This is a genomic window from Campylobacter showae (assembly GCF_963515975.1).
Lineage (GTDB): Bacteria > Campylobacterota > Campylobacteria > Campylobacterales > Campylobacteraceae > Campylobacter_A > Campylobacter_A showae_F.
Window position 1 is genome coordinate 28453 of record NZ_CAUPZM010000021.1, and the last position, 15913, is coordinate 44365.

At 47.6% G+C, this 15913-nt stretch carries 16 protein-coding genes; 10 read left to right on the plus strand and 6 right to left on the minus strand.

The window, feature by feature from the left end; translation table 11 throughout:
* Window positions 1-71 precede the first annotated feature (71 nt).
* On the plus strand, window positions 72-1652 hold the full coding sequence (locus RWM02_RS08090; protein WP_314070985.1) for a class I SAM-dependent methyltransferase: 1581 nt from the start codon (window positions 72-74) through the stop codon (window positions 1650-1652).
* Between the two features lie 90 nt (window positions 1653-1742).
* Here the strand turns inward: RWM02_RS08090 and RWM02_RS08095 are convergent, their stop codons facing one another.
* Complete coding sequence (locus RWM02_RS08095) at window positions 1743-2495, minus strand: sulfite exporter TauE/SafE family protein (protein ID WP_314070988.1); 753 nt, start codon at window positions 2493-2495, stop codon at window positions 1743-1745.
* A 77-nt stretch (window positions 2496-2572) separates the two neighbouring features.
* Here RWM02_RS08095 and RWM02_RS08100 point away from each other — a divergent pair, with 77 nt between their 5' ends.
* From RWM02_RS08100 to RWM02_RS08140, 9 genes are all read left to right on the plus strand, one after another.
* The gene (locus RWM02_RS08100) at window positions 2573-3001 is read left to right on the plus strand and encodes a DUF302 domain-containing protein (RefSeq protein WP_314070991.1); all 429 of its coding nucleotides are present in this window, start codon (window positions 2573-2575) and stop codon (window positions 2999-3001) included.
* 48 nt (window positions 3002-3049) lie between these two features.
* Window positions 3050-4417 carry an anthranilate synthase component I family protein gene (locus RWM02_RS08105; protein ID WP_314070994.1) on the plus strand — a complete coding sequence of 456 codons (1368 nt, stop codon included), beginning with the start codon at window positions 3050-3052 and terminating at the stop codon, window positions 4415-4417.
* Window positions 4418-4780: 363 nt separating this feature from the next.
* Window positions 4781-6394 (plus strand): anthranilate phosphoribosyltransferase, encoded by a 1614-nt coding sequence (gene trpD, locus RWM02_RS08110; protein WP_314070997.1) that lies wholly within the window; start codon window positions 4781-4783, stop codon window positions 6392-6394.
* Window positions 6391-6990, plus strand: a complete 600-nt coding sequence (locus tag RWM02_RS08115; RefSeq protein ID WP_314071000.1) for a phosphoribosylanthranilate isomerase — start codon at window positions 6391-6393, stop codon at window positions 6988-6990. The genes trpD and RWM02_RS08115 overlap by 4 nt, the downstream gene beginning before the upstream one ends.
* A gap of 175 nt (window positions 6991-7165) precedes the next feature.
* A complete protein-coding gene (trpB, locus tag RWM02_RS08120) occupies window positions 7166-8347 on the plus strand; it encodes a tryptophan synthase subunit beta (RefSeq protein WP_314071003.1) in 1182 nt (393 codons plus the stop codon).
* Entirely contained in the window at window positions 8340-9089 is a 750-nt protein-coding gene (gene trpA, locus RWM02_RS08125) for a tryptophan synthase subunit alpha (protein ID WP_314071005.1), read from the plus strand. Before trpB ends, trpA begins: the two co-directional genes overlap by 8 nt.
* 65 nt (window positions 9090-9154) lie before the next feature.
* Window positions 9155-9568 carry a chemotaxis protein CheX gene (locus RWM02_RS08130; RefSeq protein ID WP_314071024.1) on the plus strand — a complete coding sequence of 138 codons (414 nt, stop codon included), beginning with the start codon at window positions 9155-9157 and terminating at the stop codon, window positions 9566-9568.
* A gap of 56 nt (window positions 9569-9624) precedes the next feature.
* A complete protein-coding gene (fliN, locus tag RWM02_RS08135) occupies window positions 9625-9921 on the plus strand; it encodes a flagellar motor switch protein FliN (protein WP_034957998.1) in 297 nt (98 codons plus the stop codon).
* Window positions 9918-10856, plus strand: coding sequence for an excinuclease ABC subunit A (locus RWM02_RS08140; protein ID WP_314071007.1), 939 nt, complete (start codon window positions 9918-9920; stop codon window positions 10854-10856). The genes fliN and RWM02_RS08140 overlap by 4 nt, the downstream gene beginning before the upstream one ends.
* Window positions 10857-10918: 62 nt before the next feature.
* Here the strand turns inward: RWM02_RS08140 and RWM02_RS08145 are convergent, their stop codons facing one another.
* The 5 genes from RWM02_RS08145 to plsY all read right to left on the minus strand — a co-directional run bounded on the left by RWM02_RS08145 (window position 10919) and on the right by plsY (window position 15306).
* A complete protein-coding gene (locus tag RWM02_RS08145) occupies window positions 10919-12367 on the minus strand; it encodes a Ppx/GppA phosphatase family protein (RefSeq protein WP_314071010.1) in 1449 nt (482 codons plus the stop codon).
* Window positions 12368-13597 carry a sensor histidine kinase gene (locus tag RWM02_RS08150; RefSeq protein WP_314071026.1) on the minus strand — a complete coding sequence of 410 codons (1230 nt, stop codon included), beginning with the start codon at window positions 13595-13597 and terminating at the stop codon, window positions 12368-12370.
* 38 nt (window positions 13598-13635) lie between these two features.
* Window positions 13636-14307: a homeostatic response regulator transcription factor HsrA gene (gene hsrA / locus RWM02_RS08155; protein WP_002947350.1), complete on the minus strand. Its 672-nt coding sequence runs from the start codon at window positions 14305-14307 to the stop codon at window positions 13636-13638.
* Between the two features lie 73 nt (window positions 14308-14380).
* Window positions 14381-14695, minus strand: a complete 315-nt coding sequence (locus RWM02_RS08160) for a dihydroneopterin aldolase (RefSeq protein WP_122863174.1) — start codon at window positions 14693-14695, stop codon at window positions 14381-14383.
* Entirely contained in the window at window positions 14692-15306 is a 615-nt protein-coding gene (gene plsY, locus RWM02_RS08165) for a glycerol-3-phosphate 1-O-acyltransferase PlsY (RefSeq protein ID WP_314071018.1), read from the minus strand. The genes RWM02_RS08160 and plsY overlap by 4 nt, the downstream gene beginning before the upstream one ends.
* Window positions 15307-15913 lie beyond the last annotated feature (607 nt).

Sequence of the window (15913 nt, forward strand, 5' to 3'; positions counted from 1 at the left end):
GCCTAAATTTACCCGCATTTAATAGGCGTTGCTGTATCATCGTAAAAATATTTTAACCCAAGGCTCTAAAAATGAACGACATCCAAAAATCCTACGACGAGCTTCCGTATATTTCAGCCGCTTTCGCGGAGACTTCTCCAGCGCGCCTTGAGGCTTTAGCTTCTTTTTTGTCGCTAACGCCGTCGCCGTCAAAAACGGCTAAAGTGCTGGAAATAGGTTGCAGCTACGGCGGAAATTTATTTCCTTTTGCTATCGCAAACCCGCAGGCAAAGGTGCTAGGCATAGATCTAAGCGAAGTGCAGATAAATAAAGCCAAAGAGCTAGCCAAGCAAATGCGCGTGGATAATATCGAATTTAGGGCAAAAGATATCTGCGATTTTACGGATGCGGACGTGAGAGATTACGGTAAATTCGACTATATCATCTGCCACGGCGTTTATAGCTGGGTGCCTGGCGTCGTAAAGGACGCGATCCTAAAAACCATCAAGCAATTTTTGAGCCCAAACGGCGTGGCGTACGTGAGCTACAACGTCTATCCGGGCTGGAAGATCAAGGATACGATCAGAGATTTTTTAATGTTTGGCACCAAGGGTATAAAAGGAGAAGCCGCAAAAGTAGCCAAAGCTAGAGAGCTTTTAAAGGTACTGGGAGAATACGCTAAATTTTGCCAAAAAGATGGCAACGTAAGCCAGATTTTCGTAAATTATGATAGCCTAAAATTCCACATCGACCATATACTCTCAACAAACGATTCTTATATCGCTCACGAATATTTAGAAGTTTTTAACTATCCGATTTATTTTAAAGATTTTGCGGAAAATTTAGAAAAAAACAACCTAACTTATCTCGCCGAAGTCGGGCTTGAGGACGTTTTTCAGTCAAATTTAGGAATAGAAGAATTTGACTCGTATATAGACGCAAATTTTAGCTCGCGCATAGAAAAAGAACAGACGCTCGACTTTTTAACAAACAAGGTTTTTAGACGCAGTATGATAGTACACAAAGAGCTTATTCCAAACGACCTTAACGTAAATATCGGCGCCGACGAACTTTGCAAGCTACATATCTCAGCAGGCTTTAACAAAGAAAAAGACCGCTACAAAAATATTAGCAACGTCTTAATGAAACCTGAATACGACTGGCTTTATCAAGTCTTTACCGACGTATATCCGGCAAGCGTAAATTTTGCCGATGTCGCAGCACTCTTAAAAGACGACGAAAACGCCGTAAAATCGGCATATTTCGGTTTTATGGAGATTTTAGCCGCAGACTGTGCGAAGCTAACGACTTACGAGCGTCCGAAAATTACTTATGAAGTTGGCAAGAGTCGCCTAAAAGAGCGAGTACGCGGATATTTTGAGTATTTTAGTGCCGCAGACGAACCTGTCATAAAATTTGCCGACGAGTTAAACGTGCCCGCGAATTTTTCGCCGTTTGATGCCTTTATCGCACTTAAATTTAACGGCGAAAACTCGTTTGAAAATATCGTAAAACAGACGGCAAATTTTGCAAGAGAGAGAAACCTTGAGTTTACCGGCAAAAACGGCGCAATAAAAACCGCCAGCAAAAACGAATACCAAAAAGCAGCCGAAGACTACGTAAAGGATCTCGAGCTAAAACTAAGCGACGGCGGATTTTTAGAAAATTTCTGATTTTTCTTGAAGACGGGCGGGGCAAATTTGCCCCACTCCCTTATTTATCGCAAATTTAATCGTATTGTTTTAAATCTATAAACTCAAATTTTAAGCAAAAAGCTTATTTATCATTATAATTAGCGTCGTAGAGATGAGCGCAAGCAAACATCTTTTTTGGACGGTGCGGTCGATCTTTTGCGCCAAAGCCACACCAAATCTCACGCTTATAAGTGAGCCGATACCGACCAAAACGCCGACCTCGTACTGCACGAGCCCCTGCGAGGCCAAGCTGATAAAGCCCGAAATCGACGAAAATATCACGAAAAATAGTCCAGTGCTGACGGCCTTTTTTATATCATAGTTGAGAAAATTTATCAAAACCGGCATGATGATGACAGAGCCGCCGATACCTACGCTGATAGCCACCGCGCCGACGAAAAGCCCGACGAAAAACAGCGGAACGAGAGATGGGTTTTGCGCGCCTTTTGGCTCCGGATTTTTAAAAAACAGTTTAATAACGTTAAAAATTTGAATGCAGATAAGCGTAAGCAGCAAAAATTTCGACGGAACGCTCGCCACGATAAAGCCGCTAGCACTAGCCCCGCAAAAGCCGCCGATACCTAGCACCAAAGCAGGCTTTAGATCGACGTTTTTGTTTTTTATATTTAAAAGCGAGCCGTAAACGGAGCTAAACACCATCTGCAGGACGCTCACGCCGATTGCGTATTTGACGTCAAAGCCCAAAAATACGAGTATCGGCACGGCCACCGCGCCGCCTCCTATGCCCAAAAATCCGGACAAAAAGCCGACAAATAGCCCCAAACACACGTATCCGATCGACGCAACCAATAAAATTTCCATAATCTCGCCTTAAAGTAAAATCCGATTTTAGCCGTTTTTGGGTAAAATTAATTTTAAATTTTAAAAAAGGAAAATTATTGAAAAGATTGTTTCTGATGATTTTTGCGGGATTAAATTTGGCCTTTGCCGGCGTCACGGCAGGCCAAAGCGAGCTAGAGCTAGAAGGCGCGGTTAAGAGATTTCAAAGACTGCTTGATATGAAGGATATTAGCGAATTTGCCGTAGTACCTCATCACGTTTTCGCCGCGCAAACGGGAGTAAATTTGACGCCGTCGGTCACGGTGATTTTCGGCGCTCCGGGCGTACTTGCGCCCTTAATAGAATGCGAACCGCGCCTAGCGCTAGAGCTTCCGTTTAAGTTTTTATTTCAAAAAAGAGAGGGCAAAACGGTCGTGAGCTTTGAGGATATAAAAAGCGTCGCGGCCAGATACGGCGCCTCGGACTGCCCCGCTCTAGACGCGGCGCAAAGGCTAGAGCGCGAGCTTTTTGACGCCGCCGTCAAATGAAAATTAAGCTTAATTTTTATATAATCTACGCTCATTAAAGGATATTTTATGCTACTTTTGAGCCCAGTTTTTTATTACGAAAAGATCCGCGAGAGATTTGCTAACTCCTACCTCGCCGAGGACACGACGCAGACCATAGTCGGCATCGACTGCGAGTATATAAGCAGCGAGCAAACCGATTTTGCGGGGCTTAAGAGCTATTTTAAAGCTCAAAAATTTGATGCGCCTTTTGCGGGACTGTTTGGAGTACTGGGCTACAGCGGGATAAAATATTTTGAAAAAATCCCCGAATTTAACACCTCGCAGTACGACTTCCCGGACTTTTTCTACGCCAACGCCCGCGCCTATCTGCACTTTGATAAAAATAGCAAAATTTACAGCTTTTACGGCGATAGCGAGCGGTATTACGATTTTCTCGTTAAATTTAGCGCAGACGACGAAGCGGCCGCCAAGGAACAGCGCGCAAAAAGACAGAGCAAATATCAAATTTTAACCGATTTAGAGGGCGAAAAAGCGCATTTTCTGAGTATCGCCGAGCGCGCCAAAGAGTACCTAAAAAGCGGCGACGTCTTTCAAGTCGTGCTAAGCGAGCAGCTAAAACTAGCCTCGGATATGGATAGCTTGGATTTCTACCGAGCCTTAAGCGAGGCAAATCCGAGCCCCTATATGTTTCACTTCCCGACCCCCTACGGCGACGTCGCGGGCTCTAGCCCAGAGCTAGTCTGCGAGATCAAAGAGGGCAAAATCTATGTCGCGCCCATAGCCGGCACGCGCGGACGCGGCAGGGACGCGATGGAGGACGCCGCGCTCGAGCGCGAACTACTAAGCGACGAAAAAGAGCTAGCCGAGCACAAAATGCTCATCGACCTTGCTCGCAACGACATCGGCCGCGTCAGCAAACCAAAAAGCGTCGCGGTCAAAAACGCCATGCGCATCGTGCGCTACGAAAGCGTGATGCATATCGTAAGCGACGTCTACGGCGCGAAGGCGGACGATCTAGACGCATTTGACGCGGTCGGCAGCATCTTTCCCGCAGGCACGCTCAGCGGTACGCCCAAAATCCGCGCCATGGAGATCATCGCCGAGCTTGAGTCGTATAGGCGCAACGCATACGGCGGCGGCATCGGATTTTTCCACTTTAACGGCGACGCACAAATGGCGATTTTGATTAGAAGCGCGATATTTGCGCGTAAATTTGGCGGCAAATTTGACGCTAGCGGGCATAACCCGCACCTTGACGGCGCAAACGAGTCAAATTTAAAAAGCGGAGAGCTCGGGGAAAATTTCGCCGAAATTTTCGTGCAGGCCGGAGCCGGAATCGTGATAGATAGCGTTCCCGAGTATGAATATAAAGAAATTTGTAAAAAACGCGCCTCAGTGCTAAACGTGTTTGCGAAAAACGCAAGGGAAATTTGAGAAATTTGACCTGCACGTAGTGCAGCAACCTCTCACGTGCAGTGGGGTTAGAGAGGCTTGGGAGAGGAAGGGGCGACGCTTCGTAAGTAGAACCCTCTTCCTCTCCCAAAAAATCAGTTTTACAGAAAGTAAGTTTTTCAAATTTTGATATTTTCAAGATGCGGGTCTCGGTAAGTAAAATTTGCAAATTTAACCAAATTTGACTTCAAATTTGAACGTAAAAAGTTAAGGCGAAGTATTTTTGTTCTAGGCGAGGCGGGTTTAAATTTTACGACGGGAGCTACCTTGTCGGTAGTGACCGAGTAAAATTTAAATCCAACGAAGTATAGGGCAAAAAGACAAGCCGCAAAAAAGGAGAAAATTTTGATTTTATTGATCGACAACTACGACAGTTTCGTATTCAACGTAGAGCAGTATCTACGCGAGCTAACTTCCGAAGAAGTGCGTTGCGTGCGCAACGACAAGATCACGCTAGATGAGATCCGCAGGCTAAATCCGAGCAAAATCGTACTAAGCCCGGGCCCGAAACACCCGCAAGATAGCGGCATTTGTTTAGAGATTTTGCGAAGCGACATCGCCGCGCCGATCCTTGGTATCTGCCTCGGGCATCAGGCGATCGGGCTCGTACACGGCGCAAAGATCAAACGCCTAGAAAAGCCATATCACGGCAAAACCTCGCTCATAAAAGTTAGCCGCAAAGAGCCGCTATTTACGGGGTTACCGGACGAATTTGAGGTCATGCGCTACCACTCGCTTTACGTGGACGAGCTACCGTCAAATTTAGAATGCACGGCCGTGAGCGAGGACGGCGTAGTGATGGCGCTTAGCGTGAGAGACAGGCCGATTTTTGGCATACAGTTTCACCCCGAGAGTTACTTCACGCAGTACGGCAAAAAAATCATCGAAAATTTTATCAATTACGAAGCCACGCCTGCAGCCGAAGTCGCCAAAGAGCCCAAAATCCGCCCGCTAAAGCCGTTTCTAATCAAGCTTCAAGAAAACGAGCGCTTGGACGACCGCGACTTTGAGCAAATTTGCGAAATCATCGCGAGCAAGGAGTACGAGATCACGCAGCTAGCAGCGCTTTTGGTGTTAATCAGCGAAAAAAGCCTCTATCCGCAAAGCCTAGCAGGCCTCGCCAAAAACATCCTAAAATACTCGCAGACCTACCGCGATCCCTCACCGATGATCGATCTTTGCGGCACGGGCGGCGACGGCTTTAAGACGATAAATATCTCAACGACCGTCGCGTTTATCTTAGCGAGCCTTGGCGTCAAAGTCGCAAAGCACGGAAACAAAGCCGTTTCTAGCAAATCGGGCAGCTCGGACGTGCTTGAGATTTTGGGCGTTAAGAGCTCAAATTCGCTCCTGCGACAGCGCGAGCTGCTAAACGACAAAAACTTAGCCTTTTTCCACGCTCCGTTTTTCCACCCGCTAGTGGGCGAGGTGCGCGAAGTACGTCAGCGCCTGGGTATCCGCACGGTTTTTAACGTGCTAGGCCCGCTGCTAAATCCAAATTTGGCGCTCAAAAATCAGCTCGTAGGCGTCTATCACAAGCCCGTTTTGCGCCTATATGCCGAGACGCTACAGCTGCTGGGACGCGAACGAGCGCTGGTGGTTCGCGGCGAGGACGGACTAGATGAGATCAGCCTGTGTGACGAGACGCGCGTCGTAGAGCTACGCGGCGGCCAGATCAGCGAGTACAGCATCACGCCCGAGCAGTTTGGCTTCAAACGGGCGTTTCACAGCGAGATCGAGGGCGGTACGCCTGAGCAAAACGCCGAAATTTTAAAGCAAATTTTAAAAGGCGAGATTAGCGGACCGAAATTTGACGTAGTCGTGCTAAACGCGATGTTTGCGCTCTATGCAGCAGGCGTCGCAGACAGTCCAGCGCAGGCCAAAGATGTCATCCTGGATGCTATAAAAAGCGGTAAAGTTTGTCGATATTTTGAGGACTACGTACGAGGCGAAGCGTGACGCTGGTTAAAATTTGCGGTATCAAAACGCCTGCGGAGGCGCGCGACGTGGCGAGTTTGGACGTTGATTTTTTGGGCGCGATATTTGCTAAAAGCAAACGGCAGGTGAGCGCACAAACGGCGCGCGAGATAGCGGGTATCGCGCATGCGGCGGGGAAAAAATGCGTCGGCGTTTTTGCCGGGCAAAGCGACTGCGAGATAATGGAAATCTGCGAATTTGTCCCGCTTGACGCGGCGCAGATCCACGGAGAGATTAGCTCAAATTTGTACGCAAATTTAAAGGCGATGGAGCTAGAGGTTTGGCGCGTTTACAGCGTACTAGACAAGCTGCCCGCCGTCGATACCGCACTTTGCAATATGCCGCTTTTTGACTGTAAGGGGCAAAACGCCGGCGGCAACGGCATTAGCTTTGATTGGGAGATTTTGCGGGAGGTCAAATTTGACTTCGGTATGGCGGGCGGTATCGGCGAGCACAACGTGCGCGAAGCGACCAAATTTAACCCGCGAGTGCTTGATCTAAACTCAAAAGTCGAGGATGAAAACGGTATAAAATCGGCCGACAAAATAAAGAAAATTTTGGAGCTGATAAAGGCTTAAATTTGCTTGCGGCGAAGGCAAATTTAAGCCTTTGCCACCTCGTCTAAATAAAATATCGCTTGTTTTAAATTTACTCATTTTGCCAGCTTGCCGGCTAACGCTGCCATACCGCACCCAAAATAAGCCGAATAAAAACTTAAAATGCTAAAATAGAACGAAAATTTAAAGGATACCGATGAACACCAAAGCATATTTCGGCAAATTCGGCGGCCAGTTCGTGCCAGAAACCGTGATGTTCGCGCTAGACGAGCTAGAGGCCGCTTACGAGCGCATCGCAAAAACGGCTAAATTTGAGGCCGAGCTAGACGACCTACTAAAAAACTACGTCGGACGCCCGAGCCCGCTATATCACGCAAAACGCCTTAGCTCGCACTACGGGCATGAAATTTACCTCAAGCGCGAGGATCTAAACCACACCGGCGCGCACAAGATAAACAACGCCCTAGCCCAGGCGCTTCTAGCCAAAAAAATGGGCAAAAAGAAGGTCTTAGCTGAGACGGGCGCCGGTCAGCACGGCGTGGCGACTGCGACTGCGGCGGCATTGCTCGGCCTTGAGTGCGACGTGTATATGGGCGCGACCGACGTAGAGCGCCAACAGCTAAACGCATTTCGCATGCAGCTTTTAGGTGCCAGAGTCGTGAGCGTAGAAGAGGGTCTAAAAACCCTAAAAGAGGCTACCACGGCAGCGATCCAAGCGTGGGTAAACGAGATAGAAAGCGCCTTTTACGTCATCGGCTCGGCAGTCGGCCCGCACCCCTATCCTAGGATCGTGCGCGACTTCCAGAGTATCATCGGCCGCGAGACCAAGGTCCAGCTAAAAGAATACGGCGTGCATCCGGATTACGTCATCGCCTGCGTCGGCGGCGGCAGCAACGCGATCGGTATCTTTAGCGCGTTTTTGGGCGACGCGGACGTAAATTTGATCGGAGTCGAGGCAGCAGGGCTTGGCGCACACACGCCCTATCACGCCGCGACGCTAACCAAGGGCCGCACAGGCATCATCCACGGCATGAAAACGATCGTTTTGCAAGACGAGTACGGCATGATCGAGCCGGTGCATAGCATCTCGGCGGGACTTGACTATCCAGGTGTAGGACCGGAGCACGCGCACCTGCACGAGAGCAAACGAGCCGCCTACTACGGCGTCACCGACGACGAGTGCATAAACGCGCTATACCTAACCAGCCGCCTAGAAGGCATCATCCCTGCGATCGAGAGCTCGCACGCGTTAGCGTATCTAGAAAAGCTCTGCCCAAATTTAACGAAAAAAAGCGTCATCGTCGTAAACGTCTCGGGGCGCGGCGACAAAGACATAAACACCGTGATGAGCTACGAGAAAGGAAAAATTTATGGCTAAGGTAAAAGACGCGTTCGCGGGCAAAAAAGCAAACATCGGCTACGTCGTTGCCGGATATCCTAGCGTCGAAGCGACGAAGGAGTTTTTATTAAATTTAGACGGCAGCCGCCTGGATCTACTAGAGCTTGGCATCCCATACTCCGATCCGCTCGCAGACGGTAAGCTCATCGCGCAGGCTAGCTTTGAAACCGCCGCAAAGGGCGTAAACACAGGCGCGATATTTGCCATGCTAGAAGAGTGCAAAGGCAAGATAAATAAACCCGTCGTTTTTCTCGTGTATTTTAACATCGTATTTGCTTACGGTGTAGAGAGATTTATCGCTCGCTCAAAAGAGGTCGGTATCGCGGGCTTTATCATCCCCGATCTGCCGTTTGAGGAGAGCGAGGAGGTAGCGGGGCTGTGCGCTAAATTTGACCTTGATCTCATCCCGCTAATCAGCGTCACGTCACAAAATCGCGCGGATAAAATTTTAAAATTCGGCTCGGGTTTTATCTATGCGCTCGGCGCTATCGGCGTGAGCGGGTCGCAGCGAGCTAGCGAGGAGAGGCTAAAAGCGCTCGTAGAGGGTCTAAAAAAAAGAAGCGAGCTGCCGGTCGCGGTAGGCTTTGGCGTGAAAAATAAAAACGACGCCGACGAGGTAAAAACCTACGCCGACGGCGCGATAATCGGCACCGAGATAGTAAAGCTCACGGCTAAATTTGAGGGCGAAGAGCTGATAAAGCAAATCAATAAACTTTTTTAAATTTAGCCGCGTTTGCGTTAAATTTAAGTATAATCAAAAAATTTCGTTTAAAGGACGGCGCGATGATGGACGTTGCGGAGCTTGGGATCAAGCATCTGTGCGAGGACACTCTGGGCTACAAGATAGAGAGCGCAAAGAGCGCGGAGGGCGAATTTTACGGCTCGAGCTTGCCGATTTTTAAGGGCAAAGAGGAGTTTCACTTTTATCTTTATTTTAAAAAAGATACGCTAAATCGCTTTGCTAGCGTGCTCCTTGGCGTCGATAAACTAGCCGAAGACGAGCTAAGCGATATCTGCAAAGAGGTGGCAAATCTCACGATCGGCTACGCTAAAAATCTACTCAACGAACGCGAAGCAAACGCCTATAAACTAGGCACTCCGGAGTATCTAGGCAGGACGAATTTCCACATCAAATTAGAAGACAAGCGCGTCTATAAAATCAAAAATAGAACATTTCAAGTAGGGTACAAAAAAGCATGAGCAAAGAACTACAAGAAGTAACTGCCGTAGAAACGGCGCCGCAAGGGGTTCAGGAGATGTTGCAAGAGCGCGGCGGGCTTTTTAAAAGCTACGACGAGTTGATGGATATCGGAGTGGATTTTATCTCAGAGCTAGGCACGACGACGATTAGCGTAAAGCAGCTTTTAAAGCTCGAAGTAGGCTCGGTTATCGACCTGGAAAAACCCGCCGGCGAGAGCGTGGAGCTTTTTATAAATAACCGAATTTTCGGCAAGGGCGAGGTAATGGTCTACGAAAAAAACCTCGCCATCAGGATAAATGAAATCCTAGACTCAAAATCCGTCATCCAGTACTTTAAACGAGAGCAACTATGAGGATTTTCGCCGCGCTTTTGTTGTTTTTCGTAGCGCTTTGGGGGTCAAATTTATCTACTTACAACATTTACGAGCGTAGCGACCGCGTCGATATCATGCTTAGTTTTGACGCGCCTTATAGCGGAGCGATCCTGCAAGAGCGCAAAGACGGCGCGATAACCCTACTTTTTAAAGGCCTGCAAAACGATCAAAATATCGAAAAAAGCGTAAATTCAAGCATACTGCAAGAGCTTTTGTTTGAGCCTAGGGGGCAAAATTTAGCCCTCGTGATAAAAAGCGACGCTCAGGTAGCCGTTAGCGCCTCAAAAACCACCGACGGCTTTGGCCTGCGCATACGCGTGACGCCTGAAAATGCAGCGAACTCAGCCGCCGCAACCGCGCTCTCGCCGCAAGAAACTAGAGAAAATATAACCGAAGCGACGAATTTATCCGGCGATCAAAACGCTTCAAATTTGACCCCGTACGCTCAAGGTGCTGGCTTAAATTTAGGCGCGCAAAGCGGCGACATAAATTTTATGACGCAGGGTATGAGCGACATGATCGATTATAGATATTACTCGGTTTTGGGCGTTTTGGCACTACTTTTAGTCGTGCTTTTGTTCGTCAAGGCAAAGCTAAAAAACAATCAAAAAACGATAAAAACAAAGCGCGAAAACGGTTGGTTTGAAAAGGTAAAAAGCGACGATGGCGTGGAGATAATCTACGAAAAACCGCTTGACGATACGAATAAAGTCGTGCTTTTTCAGCACCTTGATAGACGCTATCTCGTGCTAACGGGCACGTCAAACGTGCTTTTGGACAAATTCGGCGAAGAAAAGATGACGAGCGAGCAAGATTTTCAGAGTTTTTTTAAAGAAAATCAAAAAAAGTTAAACGCCTACATCGAAAACCGCCAAACGCTGGACGCATACAAGGATAAGGCAAGTATAGACTAAATTTGCCTTTTTAAAATTTGATGAAATTTACCGCAAATTTCATCAAATTACTCCATCAAATTTCACGCAAAACAGATCGCAAAGGTATCCGGTTTAGTCATCTTTTTGATATTTTCCTTCGCCATAAACAGCTCTTTAGCGCCGTAAATTTGCAAAGTGTGATTGATAAACTCAAACTCCAGCTTCTTATGCGCGCAGTTTGCATCTAGATTTTTAGCAAGCGCGAGGATAAAACTCAGCCAGCGCACGACGTCCTCGCCAGGAAGCAGGTTTTTAAATCGCTCAAATTCGCTTGAGCTTTTCTTGCCATTTTGAGCGATGATCGCGGCGACTAGGCATTTTTGCACATGCGAAAAGCCGTAGTTTAGGGCGTTTAACACAAAAAACGCCGAGCTAGCATGCTCGCCGTAAAATCCCAAACACTGCGCCACGCTATGTAGCCTCGCAGCCACGGCTAGCTCGCTCTCGTAGCGCCCATCAAGCCCGTGCAGCGGCTCTAGCGCGACAAAGAGGTCTTTTGCGTATTTTACGATAGTTTTATTATCGTCTAGCAAAAATCTATCCTGCAAGCTCCTCACGCTAGGGTTAAAATTTGGCGGAAATTTGCGCGTCGGGCGCAAGATATCGCTCAAAAATACGCCCTCTCTAAAGCCCGCGCCGCTAGTATAGATGTTTTGCGCGCCTACAGCATCCACCGCGCCTAAAAATATAAGCGCGCCCTCTCTAATCGTGTCGAATCGGTCCTTTTTGATGCCGAATTTCCCAAGCTCCAGCACGCTCGCTCGGGCTAAATTTTCGATAAAATTTTTATGGTTTTGAAATTTGTAGGCGAAGTTGTGCACAGTTTTTAGCGGATAGTCTTGCGCCGACATAATAGCAGAAGATATCGCGCGCAGGCTGCCTCCGATGGCGACTAGGTTTTTGCTTTTAAAATTTTTAGGCAAACTTTTAAACGCCTCTTTGATAAAAGGCGCTGCGGCGTTTAAATTTTTCTTATCGAAAAATAGCTCCTTTAGCCGCACCGTGCCCAAATTTAATGACACGGCGTCTATTATCTTGCCGCCGCTAACAAGCGCTAACTCCGCAGAGCCCCCGCCGATATCAAGCGTGACGAACTCCTCTAGCGGCTCGAGTAAATTTAAAGCCGCCACGCCGCCAAACGTCGCCTCGTCCTTGCCGCTAACGACTTTTAAATTTATCCCGAGCTCTTTGCGCGCCATGCTTATGAGCAGGCCGGCATTCGGAGCGTCGCGTAGAGCCGAGGTGCCCATGGCGAAAATCTTCGAGCATTTGTAGTTTTGTGCGATATTTTTAAACTCGCTAAGCGCCTCGCAGGCCTTTTGCATCGATCTTTGGGCGATCTCGCCGCCGTGCTCGTACGCGCCCTCGCCCAGGCGCACCTTCATCTTAAATTCACCGATGATGTGAAACGCGTAACGCGAAGTCTTCTCAAAAATTGCCATTCGCATCGAATTTGAGCCTAGATCTATGACGGCGGTTCGTTTTGCCATTTATTTGCCTTTATTATTTTTATTTATCGCTAAAGTGAGGGTCGAGACCGCACCGTTGCGCCCATCGGTGCGGTTTTTGATAGACACCGAGCCGCCCAGAGCCTGAGCCGCGCCCTTAGCTAGAAATAGCCCAAGCCCCGCTCCGCCCTTATCGCCGAAACGCTTAAACGGCGCAAAAAGGTCCTTGCTTTCGTCGATACCGTAGCCCTCGTCTATAACCTCGATGATAAATTCGTTTTTGCTAAGGCGAGAGCGCAGCGTGACCACGGCGCCGCGAGGAGAAAATTTGATCGCGTTTTGGACGAAATTTTGAATAACGTGCGTTAAAAGCGTCGTTTGTAGCGTCATTTCAAGTCTATTTGGCGCAAAATCAGTCGCGATATCCTTGCCCTCGCCGCGAGCTAAAATTTTAAAATTATTCGCAGATTGATTTAAAAACTCGATGATATCGATGCGCACAGCCTCCTCAAACTGCGCGCCCTCCTGCCGCCCGATCTCCAGGATAGAGCCGATCATTTTGTTCATCTGATTGATGGCTTCGTTGTTGTTTTTGAGCGCTTCGATATATTTTTCGCTCTCGCGCGGTTTTATTAGCGTGACTTCGTTTTTGGTTTTCATCACTGCTAGCGGCGTTTTTAGTTCGTGCGCGACGCCGACGAAAAGTTCTTTTTGATAGAGTACGAACGTCTGAATACGCTCGATCAGGCGGTTTAGACTTCTGCCCAGCGGCTTAAACTCGGGCGGTAGCTCGTCAAGGCTCACCGTCTGTAAAAATCGCTCGTTTAAATTCGTCATTTTTCTGCTTAAAATTTTAATCGGCACAAGCAGCATCCGCGACAAAAACAGCACGTAAAAAATAATCAGAAGTATCGACGTAGCGTTTACCATGATGATGTCGATTAAAATTTGATCTATGAGTTTGCTTTGATGGGTGGTGTCTTTGGTTAGCGCGATGCTAGTATCGTCCATATACGGGTAAAATAACGTCAAATAGGTCTTTTGCCCGAGCTTTTCCGTGACAAAATAAGGCGATACGGTCTTGCCCTCGACGAGCTTTGCCCTCGTGGGACTATCGTTTAGCGTGAAGTATTCAAACGGTTTTTGTACTTTAGATAAATTTGCGCTCGTGGATAAAATTTTAGCTTCGTATGCGAGCGATTGCGAGATACCCTCGTATATCGTAACCTTGATATACTGATATAAAAGAACGGAGATGATGAGAATTAGCATCGTAGAAGCCGATGCTAATTGCACTATAAACCTAAATCTTAGGCTTTTTTGGGAAAGCAAAACCTATACCCGCGTCTTCTGACCGTCTCGATAGTCGAGATGTTTAACGGTTTATCCATTTTTTGGCGGATTTGATTGATTGCTACTTCGATTACGTTTGGAGTTACGAGCTCAGGCTCCTCCCAGATCGCGTCTAGTAGTTGCTCTTTGCTGACGATTTGATCGCTGTGGCGCGCAAGGTGAGTTAGCACCTCAAACGGTTTGCCTTTTAGCTCGATATCTTGACCTAGATAGGTGATTTTCTCCTCGTCCGGATCGATGATAAGGTCGTCTATTTTGATAACGTTCGTACCGCCGAAGCGCAGTCTTGCTTCTATTCTAGCTACCAAAACGTCGAAATCAAACGGCTTTTTGATATAGTCGTCCGCACCAGCTCTAAATGCCTTAACTTCGCTATCTTTATCGTCTTTAGCAGATAGCACGACTACTGCGGTGCGCGGAGATTTGTGTTTGATGATGTTGATCAGATCCACGCCGTCGCCGTCCGGAAGCATCCAGTCAGTCAAAACCAAGTCGTAATTTCTAATACCGATGTAGTATTCGGCATCCTTGAAATTCTCCGAGCTGTCGGTCTGATAGCCGAACTCTTGCAAGCCCTCGGCGATGGTTTTGTTTAGAGTTACCTCATCTTCAACTATTAAAATTCTCATTTTTTCCCTTCAGTGAAATTTGATGGGATTGTAGCATAAATTAAGCAAGATTTCAAGATACTTTAAAAAAAATTTAATATTTAAACTCAGCTCTTGCGCCAACCGTCGCATTTTTGACGATCTCGATTTTTAAAATTTCCATTTTTAAAAAGCTAAGCGAGCTAAATTTTTCCTTCAACTTTTTCGCGCAAATTTCAAGCGAGCTCTCCACGGTGCCAAATTTCTCCAGCGCGTAAATTTCCTCGATCAAATTTATCATTTCCACGTAGTCTATAAACTCGCCGCTTTCAAATTCCGCGCTCACTCTTACCTTCTGCGGAGTCACGCGCTCGAAATCAAGCAGCCCGATGATCGTGCTAAATTCGTAATCTCTGATAATCGTCGTCAAATGACGCGCTTTTCTTGCCCGGTTATCAGGCGCTTGATGTTTGGCAGGTGCTTGTAAACGACCAAAAACGCGATCAAAAATATCGGCGCATAGGAGTCGATGTCGGGGATCTGCGGCTGCAACGCAAAAGTCGCCACTATAAACGCCGCAAGCGCGGCTAGCGAGGCGAGCGATGAGATTTTAAGCAGCTTGCCCACGACGAACCAAACTCCAAGCGCGATAGCGATCTCAAGCGGCAAAAAGACCACTAAAACGCCAGCTCCCGTGGCAATGCCCTTGCCGCCTTCAAATTTTAAAAACGGCGAATAGCAGTGACCGAGCACCGAAAGTACCGCCATCGCCCAAAGCGTCGCCGGAGCAAGGCCTAAAAATTTCGCGATCAGTATCGGTAAAACACCCTTCAAAACGTCGCAAACTACGGTCAAAATCGCGATTTTTTTAGCGAGTTTGGGGTCTTTTTGCTTTAGCACGCGCAAGACGTTCGTCGCACCGATACTGCCGCTACCTTCGCTTCTGATGTTCACCCCGCCGAAGATATAAGCCAAAATAACGCCCGAGGGGATACCGCCTAGCAGGTACGCCGCGGCATAAGCTATCAAATTTTCGTTCATCTTTTATCCTGATTCTTGTTTCGATTTCGCAATATTAATTAAATTCGGCTGATTTTTTGATAAATCGGTCGTTTTAAAGGGCGGCAAATTTGCAAATTTCACTTGCGCAAACCCGCAACTTTAAGATGCTAAATTTGATTTAGTCAAAATTTGGTGTTTCGAGCCAAGCTTCTTTGCGCAAAAAACAACCGTTTGAGGTTGTTTTTTGCTTTGTTGTAAAAAAAAGGGGGGGGGTGGGGGCTTGAATTACGCTCTGCTCTGCTTCACGCTTTGCGTTCGCAGCTTTTGGGGAAGCAGTTGCGAGCGTAGCGGTCTCTTCTTGCTTGCAAACTGCTTTGGCAGAGCAAAGCGACGATAGCGAACAGCGAAGCTAAACAAAAAACTCCTTTTGTATCCACCTTTCTCTTTTTCTTGGGAGAGGAAAGGGTTTTACTTCGCCTGTGGCTCGCAGCGATACAAAAGAGCTTCCTTTCATATTAAACTTTTGTTTTTTCTTGGGTGGCGGAAGGGGTTTCTACTTACGAAGCGTCGCCCCTTCCGCCCCCAAACCCCCACCCAACCCACAGCACCAGAGATGTTGCTGCGCGAGGCGCCGTTTTATACCGCG